Annotated in this window: 12 protein-coding genes; 8 read left to right on the top strand and 4 right to left on the bottom strand. The window is 59.8% G+C overall.

All coding sequences use genetic code 11. The annotated features are described in order from the left end of the window. Positions 1-12 precede the first annotated feature (12 nt). A complete protein-coding gene (locus CKALI_RS09560) occupies positions 13-3,156 on the top strand; it encodes an error-prone DNA polymerase (RefSeq protein WP_156193133.1) in 3,144 nt (1,047 codons plus the stop codon). Positions 3,157-3,230: 74 nt separating this feature from the next. Here the strand turns inward: CKALI_RS09560 and CKALI_RS09555 are convergent, their stop codons facing one another. Beyond that, on the bottom strand, positions 3,231-3,863 hold the full coding sequence (locus CKALI_RS09555) for a trimeric intracellular cation channel family protein (protein WP_156193132.1): 633 nt from the start codon (positions 3,861-3,863) through the stop codon (positions 3,231-3,233). Between the two features lie 227 nt (positions 3,864-4,090). On the opposite strand from CKALI_RS09555, the gene CKALI_RS09550 reads away from it, so the two are divergent. The 3 genes from CKALI_RS09550 (at position 4,091) to CKALI_RS09540 (ending at position 7,328) form a co-directional block, all read left to right on the top strand. Then, positions 4,091-5,473 (top strand): anaerobic C4-dicarboxylate transporter, encoded by a 1,383-nt coding sequence (locus CKALI_RS09550; protein WP_156193759.1) that lies wholly within the window; start codon positions 4,091-4,093, stop codon positions 5,471-5,473. Positions 5,474-5,541: 68 nt separating this feature from the next. Next, positions 5,542-5,991: a PH domain-containing protein gene (locus CKALI_RS09545; protein WP_156193131.1), complete on the top strand. Its 450-nt coding sequence runs from the start codon at positions 5,542-5,544 to the stop codon at positions 5,989-5,991. After that, positions 5,988-7,328, top strand: coding sequence for a PH domain-containing protein (locus tag CKALI_RS09540; RefSeq protein WP_156193130.1), 1,341 nt, complete (start codon positions 5,988-5,990; stop codon positions 7,326-7,328). The genes CKALI_RS09545 and CKALI_RS09540 overlap by 4 nt, the downstream gene beginning before the upstream one ends. Here the strand turns inward: CKALI_RS09540 and CKALI_RS09535 are convergent. Beyond that, positions 7,312-7,794, bottom strand: coding sequence for a tRNA (cytidine(34)-2'-O)-methyltransferase (locus CKALI_RS09535; protein ID WP_156193129.1), 483 nt, complete (start codon positions 7,792-7,794; stop codon positions 7,312-7,314). The genes CKALI_RS09540 and CKALI_RS09535 overlap by 17 nt on opposite strands. A gap of 62 nt (positions 7,795-7,856) precedes the next feature. On the opposite strand from CKALI_RS09535, the gene CKALI_RS09530 reads away from it, so the two are divergent. Beyond that, positions 7,857-8,708, top strand: coding sequence for a bifunctional methylenetetrahydrofolate dehydrogenase/methenyltetrahydrofolate cyclohydrolase (locus CKALI_RS09530; RefSeq protein ID WP_156193128.1), 852 nt, complete (start codon positions 7,857-7,859; stop codon positions 8,706-8,708). A 1-nt stretch (position 8,709) separates the two neighbouring features. Next, the gene (locus tag CKALI_RS09525) at positions 8,710-9,045 is read left to right on the top strand and encodes a DUF3017 domain-containing protein (protein WP_156193127.1); all 336 of its coding nucleotides are present in this window, start codon (positions 8,710-8,712) and stop codon (positions 9,043-9,045) included. On the opposite strand, the gene metX is transcribed toward CKALI_RS09525, so the two are convergent. Together metX and CKALI_RS09515 are read right to left on the bottom strand one after the other, a co-directional pair. Next, a complete protein-coding gene (metX, locus tag CKALI_RS09520; protein ID WP_156193126.1) occupies positions 9,034-10,095 on the bottom strand; it encodes a homoserine O-acetyltransferase MetX in 1,062 nt (353 codons plus the stop codon). The two genes, CKALI_RS09525 and metX, sit on opposite strands and share 12 nt — an antisense overlap. Beyond that, the gene (locus CKALI_RS09515; RefSeq protein WP_156193757.1) at positions 10,095-11,411 is read right to left on the bottom strand and encodes an O-acetylhomoserine/O-acetylserine sulfhydrylase; all 1,317 of its coding nucleotides are present in this window, start codon (positions 11,409-11,411) and stop codon (positions 10,095-10,097) included. The genes metX and CKALI_RS09515 overlap by 1 nt, the downstream gene beginning before the upstream one ends. Before the next feature lie 253 nt (positions 11,412-11,664). Here CKALI_RS09515 and CKALI_RS09510 point away from each other — a divergent pair, with 253 nt between their 5' ends. Together CKALI_RS09510 and CKALI_RS09505 are read left to right on the top strand one after the other, a co-directional pair. After that, on the top strand, positions 11,665-13,929 hold the full coding sequence (locus CKALI_RS09510) for a carbon starvation CstA family protein (protein WP_156193125.1): 2,265 nt from the start codon (positions 11,665-11,667) through the stop codon (positions 13,927-13,929). Then, a complete protein-coding gene (locus tag CKALI_RS09505) occupies positions 13,916-14,095 on the top strand; it encodes a YbdD/YjiX family protein (RefSeq protein ID WP_156193124.1) in 180 nt (59 codons plus the stop codon). The genes CKALI_RS09510 and CKALI_RS09505 overlap by 14 nt, the downstream gene beginning before the upstream one ends. The last annotated feature ends 39 nt before the right edge of the window (positions 14,096-14,134 follow it).

The following is a 14,134-nucleotide window of genomic DNA, read 5'->3' as shown; positions in this document are numbered from 1 at the left end:
TATTATGGGGGCATGGAATGGAATGGGGGACCCGTCGGCTTTAATGGTCGGCCACTGAGCTGGTCAAAGCTCGAAAAGATCCTCAGTGGTCGGCAGGTGGAGACGCCCGTATCGGTGCTGCATGCCGGTTCCCCCGTGGATGATGTTCGCCCTACCGTGCGAGGGGACTTTGTCGAACTCCACGCCCGCAGTTCCTACAATTTCCTCGTCGGTGCGTCGGATCCAGAGGATCTGGTGGCCCGCGCGGTGGAACTCGGCATGCCCGCCCTTGGGATCATTGACCGCGACGGTTTCTTCGGCGCGGTCAAGTTCGCGGAAGCCGCCACTCAGGCGGGTATCAAGACGGTGTTTGGTGCGGAACTTTCGCTTATCGACGCCCCCCTCACCATCCTCGCCAGGTCTCCCGAAGGCTACCGGCGCCTCTCACACGTCATCTCTGCGGCTCGTATGGCTGGGGGAGCGAAGGATACGTGTAGCTACCCGCCGCTTGAAGAGCTCGGGGTGCACGCCCAGCACTGGGTTGTTCTAGCTGATCACCGGTGGTTTCCGGCAGTAGATGCTTTGGTGTCTGTCTTTGGCGTGGGCAACGTGGTGCTGGAGCACCAGGCGCTCATGCTGCCCAGTGATGCCGATCGCTTGGCTGAACTGCGTCAATTGCAGGATAAATATGGGCTGCAGGGGATCATGTCGGGAATGCCCACTGCTGCCACCCGGGCGGACGCGCGCCTAGCTGCAGCGAAGGCAGCGCTCAAACTACGCCTTGATGTGGGGCGCGCCGAGCCTGAGCTGCACCCCGTGGGTGGGGCGTGGCTGCGCTCGGAGGCAGTGCTGCGGCAGGCGGTACCGGACGCCAGTGACCTCATCGACTACACCGTGACACTCGCGGAGACGTGCGCCTTCACACTGGATCTGGTGGCGCCGAATCTCCCACACTGGGATGTGCCGGAGGGACACACGGAGATGAGCTGGTTGGCGCATCTAACCTGGCAGCGCTTCGATGGTCGGTACGCCACCCGCACCGAAGAGGTGCAAGAACAGGCGAAGAAGCAAATCGCCTATGAGCTGTCAGTGATCGAGAACTTGGGTTTTCCGGGCTATTTCCTCATTGTTATGGACCTGGTGGATTTTTGCCGGTCGTCAAACATTTTGTGCCAGGGGCGCGGCTCGGCAGCGAACTCCGCGGTGTGCTTCGCGCTGGGTATCACCGCGGTGGAGCCGATCCAGGCTGGCCTGCTCTTCGAGCGCTTCCTTTCTCCGGACCGCGACGGTCCGCCGGACATTGACATTGACATCGAATCGGGGCGTCGCGAGGAAGTGATTCAGTATGTCTACGGCAAGTACGGGCGCGAGAATGCGGCGCAGGTGGCGAACGTGATCACCTATCGCCGCAAGGGGGCAATCCGCGATGCTGGGCGCGCGCTCGGTTATCCGCAAGGCAGCTGCGATGCTTGGTCGCGTGGTGTCGCAGAGCCTCCCCAGCGCGTGCTGGAGCTCGCGGCGCAGTTCCAGGGACAGCCGCGCCACCTGGGCATTCACTCTGGTGGCATGGTGATCTGCGACCGTCCCATCGCCGATGTGGTGCCCGTGGAGTGGGCTCGCATGGAAAACCGCTCCGTGGTGCAGTGGGACAAGGATGACTGCGCCTCCGCGGGGCTGGTCAAGTTTGACCTGCTGGGCCTGGGCATGCTGGAAGCGCTGCACCACATGGTGGACCTGGTGCTAGCCCACCAGGGAGTCACAGTGAACCTGTGGGACCTCGACCTTGCCGACCCCGCCGTCTACGCCATGCTGTCGAAAGCCGATTCCGTGGGCGTCTTCCAGGTCGAATCCCGCGCCCAAATGTCCACGCTGCCACGCCTGAAGCCCCGCACGTTCTTCGACCTGGTGGTGGAAGTTGCCCTCATCCGTCCCGGTCCCATCCAGGGCGGTTCGGTGCACCCCTATATCCGGCGTCGCAACGGCGAGGAACCAGTCACCTTCGATCACCCGTGCCTCAAGCGCGCGCTTGAGAAGACCTTAGGCATCCCGCTGTTTCAGGAGCAGCTCATGCAGATGGCCCGCGATGCCGCTGGGTTTTCCGGTGCGGAAGCGGACGCTTTACGACGCGCCATGGGCTCCAAACGATCGCCCGCAAAGATGGCGGCCCTAAAGGAGCGCTTCTATACGGGGCTGAAGGAGACCAACGGGATCGACGGGTCCGTTGCCGACAATCTGTGGAATAAGATGGTGGCCTTTGCCGCCTACGGTTTCCCGGAATCCCACTCCCAGTCCTTCGCTAGCCTGGTGTATTTTTCCGCTTGGTTTAAGTGTCATTACCCGGCGGAATTTTGTGTCGGGCTGCTGCGCGCGCAACCGATGGGCTTCTACTCGCCGCAGTCGTTGATTCAGGATGCGCGCAGGCATGGGGTGAAGATTCGGCCCATTTCGGTGAACGATTCCGGTGTGGAGGCTGACTGCCCGAATGGGGAGATCCGGCTGGGGTTGAACCTTGTCCATGGGTTGGGCGATGACGCGGCCGCCCGAGTGGAAGCCGCCGCGCCATTTGCCGGGGTCGCTGACTTGGCGCGCCGGGCATCGCTATCCGTGGCGCAAACGGAAGCGTTAGCCCGGGCCGGTGCACTGGATTGCTTTGGGCTCAGTCGTCGGCAAGCCCTGTGGGAGGCCGGAGTGGCTGCCACCGAAAACGAGGGAATGCTGCCGGGCCTCTCGGCCATTTCCGCGCCGTCATTGCCTGGCATGAATGCATTTGCACTGCTCGTAGCTGATATTGCGTCCACCGGGGTGACCCATGACAAGCAGCCGATGGAGATGCTGCGTGCCGGGCTGGCTGCTCAAGGGGTCGTACCAGCTTCTGGGCTGTTGAGCGTGGCGGACGGGACGCGGATTCGGGTTGCGGGCGTCGTTACGCACCGACAGCGACCACAGACCGCCGGGGGAGTGACCTTCATGGGACTCGAGGATGAGACCGGGCTGATCAACGTAATGATCTCGCCGGGGCTGTGGGCGCGGGACAAACTGGTGGCGCGTACCTCGAAGGCGCTGCTTATCCGCGGGATTATCCAGAATTCGACCGGCGCGCCCACCCTCGTGGCGGATCGGCTGGAGCCCCTGGCATTTGGCGAGTGGATTTCTCGAGGATCGCGGGACTTTAGATAAGCACAAGTAAAATCCTGCATTTCCACCTCGAAAAGGCGCCGAAAACGGTTCGAAATGCAAGATTTTACTTATGCTCACTCCTGAGCAGAGGGGCGTTCCTGGTAATCAAACACCGGAAGTGCCCAGCCCTTCCAAATGGCGAGCAGTCGGACGGTCACTGCCACGATGACCGACACTGCCGCAGTGAGAATCGGGGAGGCACCGAGCCAGGTAAGGAGAAAGTGAACGCAGGTGGCCAGAATGGCCACTGAAGCGTAGAGCTCTTTTTGAAACACCAACGGGATTCGGCTGCACAAGATATCGCGGATGACACCGCCGAACACTCCGGTGATCACTGAGGCGACCGTAGCGATAATGAAGCCGTGGCCGAGATGGAGCGCAACTTCGGTGCCGATCACGGCGAAGGCGGATAGGCCGATGGCGTCCAGGATCAGGAAAGCCCAACGGAAGTTTTCCAATAGGAAGGGCATGCCTACGGTGATGAAAGCGGCGACCCAGATCAGCACCAGATACTGCGGTTCCGCTACCCAGGACAGCGGGTAATTACCGAGGAGCATGTCGCGAATCGACCCGCCGCCGATGGCGGTCACGGAGGCGATCACCGCGACGCCGAACAAGTCCATCTTCTGTTTGCCTGCGGCGAGCGCACCAGTCATACCTTCGGCGGTAATACCGATGATCCACAAGATCTTCAGAAAAGAAATCATAGCGCTCCCTGCTGGCAATGGTTCGTCAATCAGTTGACACTACTGGATCGCTCAAAGCCGGGCCGAATTGCAGACCTAAACACATAAAACACGTGACAGTCAAGTTTGGATTGTGTGTGAAATGTCTAATCGTGTGGACTTTCCAACTCAATCAATTCAGTTCTATGTTTAAAGCAATGCAATAGATGAATCTAAGGATTCTTGAAAAAGAAGAAAAGGAGATCGGCGTGCTCGCCTCGATTCTCGACCCAGCCTCAACGGTTGCGATCATCCTCCAGATCGCTGTCGTACTATTCTGCCTCCTGCTAGGCACCCGCTACGGCGGCATCGGACTGGGCCTCATTTCCGGTTTCGGCCTACTGCTCATGGTGTTCCTGTTCGGCATCGAGCCGGGCAAACCACCAGTCGACGTCATGCTCACCATCATCGCGGTCATCGGCTGTGCTGCCACGCTGCAACAGGCAGGCGGTCTCGACGTGATGATGCAATACGCGGAAAAGCTACTGCGCAAGAAGCCGGAGTTGGTCACCATCCTGGCTCCGCTCACCACCTGGTTCCTCACTGTGCTCTGCGGTACTGGCCATGTCGTCTACACCATGTTCCCGATCATCGAGGACATTGCCATCAAGAAGGGCATCCGCCCGGAGCGCCCAATGGCCGTCGCTTCTACCTCCGCCCAGATGGGCATCACGGCCTCGCCAGTGTCTGTGGCAACCGTCTCGCTGGCCTCGATCCTGGCTAAGGATGCCGGAGTCATCGACAAGGCATACTCGATTCCGCAGATCCTCATGGTCGCCATCCCTGCTTCCCTCGCTGGCGTCCTGCTCGCAGCCCTGTGGTCCATGCGTCGCGGCAAGGATCTGGACAAGGACGAAGCTTTCCAAGAGCGTTTGAAGGACCCAGAGTTCAAAAAGTTGGTGTACGGATCCTCCGAGACGTTGCTCGGCAAGGTCTTCCCAAAGGAATCCTTCCGTGCCATGTGGGCCTTCTTCATCGCCATCGGCACAGTTGTCATCCTTGGCGCATTTGAAAATCTTCGCCCAGCCTTCGAAGGCAAGAAGGGCATGGAGCCACTGTCCATGAACCTGGTTATCCAGATGGTCATGCTGGTCGCTGGTGCATTCATCCTGATCTTCTGCAAGGTGGAGTCTGGAAAGATCGCCAATACTGCAGTGTTCAAGGCCGGCATGACCGCCGTGTTCTCCGTGTTCGGCGTCGCTTGGATGGCTGATACCTTCTTCCAGGTCCACATCGATGCTCTGAAGAGCTCCCTCGGCGGCGTGGTCGAAACCGCACCATGGGCCTACGCTCTCGTCCTGCTGATCGTGTCCAAGCTGGTTAACTCCCAGGCAGCTGCCCTCGTCGCAATCGCGCCGATCGGTCTCCAATTGGGTGTGGCACCTGAAATGATCGTAGGTTTCTACGGCGCAGCCTACGGCTACTTCATCCTGCCGACGTACCCATCCGATCTCGCCTGCATCGGCTTCGACAAGACCGGTACCACTCGCATCGGCAAGTACGTCCTCAACCACTCCTTCATCATCCCGGGCTTCATCTCGGTGATCACGTCGTGTGTGGTGGGCTCTCTCCTCGCCACGGCGCTGCTCTAAGTGCGAATAGAACAACAGCCACTCCTCGTTGATGGGGACTGGCTGTTTTTGTTCCGTAGGATAAAGGCATGAATTCCGCATCACCAAAGCTCACCACCGTTAGATACCTCGTCGTACTGCCGTGGACGGTGATCGGGATTATCGCCTTTATTGTCTGTGGCCTCCTCATCAACACGTGGTTTTTCATCGGCGCCGCGGTATTCGGGCTCCTCCTGTTGTGGGAGCTATGGCTGATCCCTGCGCAAGTGAAGAGGCTCGGCTGGCTCGAAACCGAAAACGAGCTCCTGCTGACCAAAGGCAAGCTATGGCATTCCTTCATCGTGGTGCCGTATGGCCGCATCCAGTTCGTGGATGTGAAAGCAGGGCCTGTCGAGCGAGCCTTTGGGCTCAAGCATGTGGAGCTGCATACTGCGTCGTCGACAAGCGATTCGACCGTGCGCGGGCTGCTTGCCGACGACGCCGACGCCCTGCGCACCCGCCTGGCCGAGCGCGCGCGGGAGAAGATGAGCGGGCTGTGAACGAGTATCGGCACGTTCATCGCGCGACGCCGCTGCTGAAGTTTTGGACGGCGATCCTAGCGCTGTTTGCGGTGCTCATCGCGAATATCAACTCCTCGGGACTGAAGGGAATTGCCGATTTCGTGCGCGGCGGGGACGTCCAATGGTGGTGGTTCGCTGCCGCAGTTGGCGCCTTTGTGGTGGCGTGCGCATTGATCTGGATCGTATCCGGGATTTGGTGGCGCGCAATGGGCTTCAAACTGGGCGAAGAAGAAGTCGAAATCAAACACGGCGTGATCTCCACCAACCTGCGCTCCGCGCGCTACGAGCGAATTCAATCCGTGGACGTGGTGGAGCCGGTAATCGCACGCATTTTCCGGGTGGCCAAAGTACGCATCGAAACTGCAGGCGGCGCCGGATCAACCCTAGAAATCCTGTACCTGTCCAAGCCCGAGGCCGACGCAGTGCGGGCTGAAGTGGTCGCGCGGGTACGCGGGGAAGTTACAGAGCCGGAGCGGACGGCGGAGGGAGAGCTCATTCCACCGATTCCTATTGAACGCAGCCTGGCAGCGGCGCTGATTCACCCCGCGAGCTTGATCGTGCTGGTCTCGATCGCGTTCGTCTTCGCTGTTCCCGGAGGGTTCGGCGCCGTCATTCCAGTCTTCGCTGGCTTGCTCCCGTGGGTGTGGGGGATTGTAGACAAGAGCTGGCAATTCACGGCCACACTCGATGACGATAACCTCAACGTCTCCTATGGCCTTGCCGATAAGCGCAAGCAAACCATTCCGCTGCGTCGCATCCACGCCGTCAAAATTTCCCAACCACTGCTGTGGCGACCGTTCAAGTGGTGGAAAATTACAGTATCTACCGCCGGGTATGGAGCAAACGATAAGCAAGCTGGCACAACGAGCTTGCTGCCCGTGGGCAGTCGCGATCAAGCCATAGCAATGTTGTGCGTGCTCAGCCCGCTGACCTCGGATGACGTAGCTTCGCGAGTGCAGCCTGAGCGGGCCACGGCACCACAGTTCCGCAGCCCACGCTCCGCGAGGTGGGTTTCGCCCATCGACCAAAGCCAGCAGTCAGTGACCTTGTTGGACGAGCGCGCCGTGGTCGTCCACTCGGGGCGGTTCAGCCACCGCATGAGCGTGATCGATCCATCGCACATTCAGGAGCTCACCCTGCATCGGGGGCCGATCGCGCAATGGCTCGGGCTTGCCGACGTCCGATTCGACCTCGTCCCCGGTCCAGTGTTAATGAGCGGGAAGCAGCTCGTACTCGAGGATGCGGAGGCACTGCTCGCGACGTTGCGAGGTCGCCAACTCCCGCCAATGACTGAGCTAACTAGCACCCACCGATGAAACCTTGCTGGCGCCAGGCTTCGTAGGCGGCAACCGCCGCCGCATTGGAAAGGTTCATCGATCGGCGTCCCGGCAGCATCGGAATGCGAACCTGTTGAGTGATCCGCGGATGATTGAGGGCGTATTCCGTCAGTCCGGTGGGCTCAGTGCCGAACAACAACACGTCACCAGGTTGGTAGTTGACGTCCGCGAAGTTGTTCTCGCAGTGCGCAGTGAACGCGAAGACTCGCGCGCCGGGTAGGGCAGCGAAGGCGTCGTCAAGGCTGGCGTGCACGTGAACATCAGCCAAATCGTGGTAGTCCAGACCCGCGCGGCGCAAGTTCTTTTCCTCAAGATCAAAGCCGAGGGGCCCGGCGAGGTGGAGGCGGGCTCCCGTTCCGGCGCACATACGAATGGCGTTGCCCGTGTTGGGCGGAATGACGGGATGCTCGAAGATGATGTGCGCATAAGGGGAGTGGACGTGCATGAACACCAAGAATACTTGTGGGGAGGGCGGCGAAAAGCAGTGGCCATGGAATAATGGAGCCCATGACTGCATCCAAGCTTGATGGAAACCTGTACCGTGACGAGATCTTCGCAGATCTGGCGGAGCGCGTGGCAAAGCTGAAGGACAAGGGAATTACCCCGGGCCTGGCCACCGTCTTGGTTGGCGACGACCCCGCTTCCCATTCCTACGTGAAGATGAAGCACCGCGACTGCGAGCAGATTGGTGTGAAGTCCATCCGCAAGGATCTGCCAGCTGACGTCACCCAGGAAGAGCTGCTTAAGGTCATCGAGGAGCTCAACAACGATCCTGAATGCACCGGATACATTGTGCAGCTGCCTTTGCCCAAGCACCTAGACGAAAACGCCGTGCTCGAGGCTATCGATCCGGCCAAGGACGCAGACGGCCTACACCCAGTCAACCTGGGCAAGCTCGTGCTCAACGAGCCAGCCCCACTGCCGTGCACCCCAAACGGTGCGATCTCCTTGCTACGCCGCTTCGGTGTAGAGCTCAATGGCGCGAAGGTTGTCGTTATTGGTCGCGGCGTGACTGTCGGCCGCCCGATCGGTCTGATGCTGACTCGCCGCAGCGAAAATGCCACGGTCACGTTGTGCCACACCGGTACTAAGGATCTTGTCGCCGAGACCCGCGAGGCGGATGTCATCGTCGCAGCTGCAGGTCAGCCGCATATGCTCACCGCAGATATGGTCAAGCCAGGCGCAGCTATCCTCGACGTCGGCGTCTCCCGCAAGGACGGCAAGCTGCTTGGCGACGTCCACCCTGACGTCTGGGAAGTGGCCGGCTGGGTTTCCCCTAATCCTGGTGGCGTTGGTCCGCTGACACGAGCATTCCTGGTGCGGAACGTCGTCGAGCGTGCCGAGCTGACTGCTCAGTAGCGTGGCACAATCTCGTCGACCGGATCCACTGGTAAACCCGCATGATGTGGACTTACCAGCCTCCCGCGTCCCTGTTCGACTCCAGCGATTGGGTTTGCTGGTCTTTGTTGTGGTTATCGTTGTTTCGGTGGTCTTATCGCTCACCGAGCACTGGCGCCGCTCCACCTTTGCATTTGGTATTGCCATGATGTGGCTGGCCGTGCTCCGCGTCTACTGCGATTCGGGAGTGCTCGGGGTGCTGGCTGTGCGCTCTCGGCGTTTCGACGCCGGCTACTCGGCCACCCTCGGCGCAATCATGATCTTCCTGGCTGTTTCTGTGGATGCGCTAGGAAGCTAGCGAGCCAGCAAGCCGGAAGAACCGCCTGGTCAGTTGGTCTAGTTGCCGGGTTTCCGTGAGGAAGGCATCGTGTCCAACAGGAGACACAATCTTGCCCATGCCCAGCAGATTGCCCAGGTTGCGCGAAAGGTGTTCTTGCTGGTGATACGGGTACAAGATGTCAGTATCCACGCCCACCACGAAGACCGGCACGGTGATGTTCGCGAGTGCCTTGTTTAAGCCGCCGCGGCCTCGGCCAATGTCGTGGCGGTTGAGCGCTTCGGTGAGGATGACGTAGGAACCCGGATCGAAGCGCTCTGCTAGCTTCTTCGCTTGGTGGTCGAGGTAGCTTTCTACTGCGAAGCGCTGGTCGGCAGCGCGGAATGCGCCGCGAGGGTTCTCGCCGTCTTGGGCATCCGCCCCAAATCGCTCGTCGACCTCCAGTTCGCCACGGTAAGTCAGATGCGCAAGCTTTCTCGCCACGCCCATGCCCTGGAGCGGAGCGGATCCAGTGTCGTAGTAATCCCCGCCTTGCCAGGCTGGGTCCTGCTCGATTGAGTTAATCTGCTGCATCTGGATGCCGATCTGCCAGGCGCTAGCTCGAGCAGAAACGGCCAAAATTAGTGCAGAGCGCACGGCCTCTGGGTACATCGCGCACCACTCGAGAGCACGAGCACCTCCCATCGAACCGCCGATGACAGCGGCGAAGTGTTGATAGCCCAGTTTATTGAGAGCCGTGTGTTCTGCAGCCACCTGGTCTCGAATCGAAATAGCCGGAAAGCGGGAGCCCCAGCGGCCGCCATCGGGGTGTTCCGAAGCCGGTCCGGTGCTGCCCTTACAACCGCCCAGGACGTTCGTGCAGACCACGTGGAATGTGTCGGTATCGATTGCGAGACCAGGGCCGATGAGCCCTGCCCACCAGGAGACAGCATCCGAGTCACCGGTGAGAGCGTGCTCGATCAAGATGACGTTGTCCTCCTTGCGTTCGCCCCAGGTCTGGTAGGCGATGTGGACGTCGCGGATGATCGCGCCCGCTTCCGTGGTGAAATCTCCGATGCTGACCGTGGACATTAGACGGCCTCGAGTCCTCGTGCCAGGTCTGCGATGATGTCCGCAGCGTCCTCGATACCGACCGACAAGCGGATGGTGGCTTGGGTGATACCAGCGCGCTTCAAGCCGGCTTCGTCGGACTGGGAGTGAGTGGTGGATGCAGGGTGAACCACCAGGGAGCGAACGTCGCCGACGTTGGCCAGGTTAGAGTGCAGCTTCAGCGCGTCGATGAAGCGCCATGCCTCCTCGCGTCCACCCTTGACATCGAACGACAGTACCGATCCGGCGTGCTTCAAGCCCAACTTCTCCTTAACGGAGTACCACGGAGAATCTGGCAGGCCAGCGTAGTTAACGGAAGCGACCTTGTCGTTAGCGGCAAGAAATTCGGCTACCTTCTGGGCGTTCTCATTGTGGCGATCGACCCGCAGGCTAAGAGTGTCCAGGCCCTGCGCAGTGATCCACGCATTGAGGGCGGATGGGGCAGCACCGGTATCGCGCAAAACACCAACGCGGGCCTTCAGACCGAATGCAGGGGCACCGAGATCGGCATAGCGCAGGCCGTGGTAAGCGGGATCTGGGGTGACGAAGCCGGGGAAGACGGGCTTTCCGTCTCGTTCAACGGTCCAGTCGAAGTTTCCGCCGTCGATAAGCACGCCGCCCAATCCAGAGCCGTTACCCGTGTAGAACTTGGTGAGCGAAGCTACGACAATATCTGCGCCAAGCTCGATGGGGCGGACGGAAGCCGCGGTGGCCAGGGTGTTGTCCACGATCAAGGGCACACTGTTACGGTGGGCGACCTCAGCAACAGCCGGGATGTCGAGGACATCAGCGATCGGATTGCCGAAAGTCTCGCCGAAGAAGCAGACCGTATTGTCCTGGACCGCTGCCTGCCAAGACTCTGGATCGTCAGGGTCCTCCACAAAACTTGTTTCAATGCCGAGACGCTTGAGAGTGACTTGGAACAGGGTCTCCGTGCCACCGTAAATGCGAGGTGAGCTCACGATGTGGCTCCCTACCTCTGCAATGTTCAAGATCGCAGCGGTTTCTGCAGCCATTCCGGATGCGAAAAGCACGCCGTGGACACCGCCTTCGAGGTCGGCCAAACGGCTTTCGACGGCGGCGACGGTCGGGTTGGTCAGGCGGGAGTACACCGGGCCCGCGTCGGAGAGGTCGAATCGCTTAGAGGCGTGCTCGGCGGAATCGAAGAGAAAAGAAGAGGTGAGGTAGATCGGCAGGTTGCGGGCACCAGTGTCGGAATCCACCGGTTGAGCTGCGTGGATAGCGCGGGTAGAAAAGCCCCACTGGGAGGTGTCTGAATTGTCGTACTTGGTCATTATCTCGTCCTTTTTTGATGTGGTTTCACACCAACATAGCGGACAGCTCAGTCTATGTAAACCGCTTTGTCTATTTTTGGGGTAGCGATAGGGGGAAAGATAGACCTCTTGGTATGTTTTCCATGGCAATAATGTGACCCAAGTGATAGTTGTAAAGGATTGTGGTGCAGATCGAAAAGCTGTTAGCTTATTACTGAAGACTGATTTGTGATTCACGTCACCAGGCTGACCCGCAAAGCCTAACGAAAGGCCACACATGAGTACATCGCTGCAGGTACCGGCAGGTGTTGACCTCCTGCATTCCACAGCAACCGACCTGCCCGTTGGAGTGGATGATCGCCGCCCGATGACGGCGAAAAAGAAGATCTTCCTAGCCATCGTCGCAGTGCTAGCCGCAGCCGGCTGGGGCGTGCTGGCATTCCACCGCGGCGAAACAGTAAATGCTGTTTGGCTAGTTTTTGCCGCCATCGGTTCTTACATCATTGCGTTAACCTTCTACTCGCGATTTGTGGAGCGCACCATCGTGCGGCCAGATGACACCAGGGCGACCCCCGCAGAGCAGCTTAACGACGGCAAAGACTTCATGCCTACCGACCGTCGCGTCCTCTTTGGGCACCATTTCGCGGCCATCGCAGGCGCCGGCCCTCTGGTCGGCCCAGTCATGGCTGCGCAAATGGGCTACCTACCGGGAACGCTGTGGATTGTTATCGGCGTGATCTTGGCGGGCGCTGTCCAGGACTACCTCGTGCTGTGGGTGTCTACCCGTCGTGGTGGTCGTTCGTTGGGGCAAATGGTGAAGGACGAGGTCGGCCGCGTCGGTGGTTTCGCCGGAATCATTGCCGTGATCACCATCATGATTATCATCATCGCCGTCCTCGCGCTCGTAGTGGTCAACGCTCTCGCCGAGTCCCCTTGGGGTGTGTTCTCCATCGCGATGACAATTCCGATTGCGCTGTTCATGGGCATTTACTTGCGCTTCTTGCGTCCGGGACGCGTGATGGAAGTATCGGTCATTGGTGTCCTTTTACTGTTGCTATCCATCGTCGCTGGTGGCTGGGTCGCCGACACCACCTGGGGCGTGGAATGGTTCACGCTTTCCAAGATGACCCTGGCGTGGGCGCTGATCATCTACGGCATCGTCGCTGCGATCCTGCCGGTCTGGCTCTTGCTGGCTCCGCGTGATTACCTGTCCACCTTCATGAAGATCGGCGTCATCGCCATGCTGGCCATCGGCATCCTCATCGACCGCCCCGAGGTCCACATGCCAGCGATTACCGAATTTGCCCGAAATGGTCAGGGCCCGGTCTTCTCGGGCAGTTTGTTCCCATTCCTCTTTATCACCATCGCCTGCGGTGCACTGTCTGGTTTCCACGCATTGATCTCTTCCGGCACGACTCCGAAGCTGGTGGAAAAGGAGACCCAGATGCGCATGATCGGCTATGGCGGCATGCTCATGGAGTCTTTCGTTGCCATCATGGCCCTTATTACTGCAGTGGTGCTGGATCGGCACTTGTACTTCGCCATGAACGCGCCGGTCGCGCTGACCGGTGCGGATCCAGTAACCGCCGCCCAGTTCGTCGGCACGCTCAACTTGCCGGGCGCTGGCATCACTGCCGAGCAGCTCACCACGGCAGCGCAATCGGTAGGCGAGCACTCCATCATCTCCCGCACCGGCGGCGCGCCGACCCTCGCCTTTGGTATGTCCCAGATCCTGACCAGCATCTTCGGACACCCAGAGATGCAAGCATTCTGGTACCACTTCGCCATCATGTTTGAGGCGCTGTTCATCCTCACTACCGTCGATGCTGGCACCCGAGTCGCTCGCTTCATGATGACCGACACTCTCGCCAATGTCCCAGGGCTAAAGAAGTTCCGTGATCCGGAGTGGACGCTGGGACACTGGATTTCCACGATCTTCGTGTGCGGACTGTGGGGCGCCATCCTCATCATGGGTGTCACTGATCCACTTGGTGGCATCAACGTGCTGTTCCCGCTCTTCGGCATTGCCAACCAGCTGCTCGCTGCTATCGCCCTGAGCTTGGTGCTGGTCATCGTAGTGAAGAAGGGCTACCTGAAGTGGGCCTGGATCCCAGGTTTGCCACTCGCGTGGGACCTCATCGTCACGATGTCTGCTTCCTGGCAGAAAATCTTCTCTTCCGACCCGAAGATCGGCTACTTCGCCCAGCACAACCGCTTCGCCGATGCCAAGGCCCAAGGCCTCACGCAGTTCGGCAGCGCCAAGACACCTGAAGCGATGGACGCCGTCATTCGCAACTCGATGATCCAGGGCTGCTTATCCGTCCTGTTCGCGGTGCTGACCCTCATCGTTGTCCTGGCAGCGCTGAGAGTTTGCGCCAAGACCATCGCAGCTCAGCGCCGAGGAGAGGCCACCCCGACCACTGAAGAGCCAGACCACCCATCTGCATACTTCGCGCCGACGGGTATGGCTGCGACGGACGTCGAGAAGCAGGTTGAGGCGCTGTGGGAAGAGCGAGGGCCGGTTGTCCATGCGCATCATTAAAGCGATCTGGTGGTGGCTCGGTGAAATAGTAGGGGAGCGCGAGTACGAAAAGTATGTGGCGCATCTACGAGCTCACCACCCGGACCGAGAAGCTCCCTCTGAGCGAGAGTATTTTCGGCAGCGATTTGCTGAGAAAAATGCTAATCCAGGTGCCCGCTGTTGCTAGCTTCACATACGATGTCTCCCGCATGTGTTCTGGTAATCC

It is taken from the genome of Corynebacterium kalinowskii (assembly GCF_009734385.1).
GTDB lineage: Bacteria > Actinomycetota > Actinomycetes > Mycobacteriales > Mycobacteriaceae > Corynebacterium > Corynebacterium kalinowskii.
This window is presented reverse-complemented; position numbering and strand designations above follow the sequence as displayed.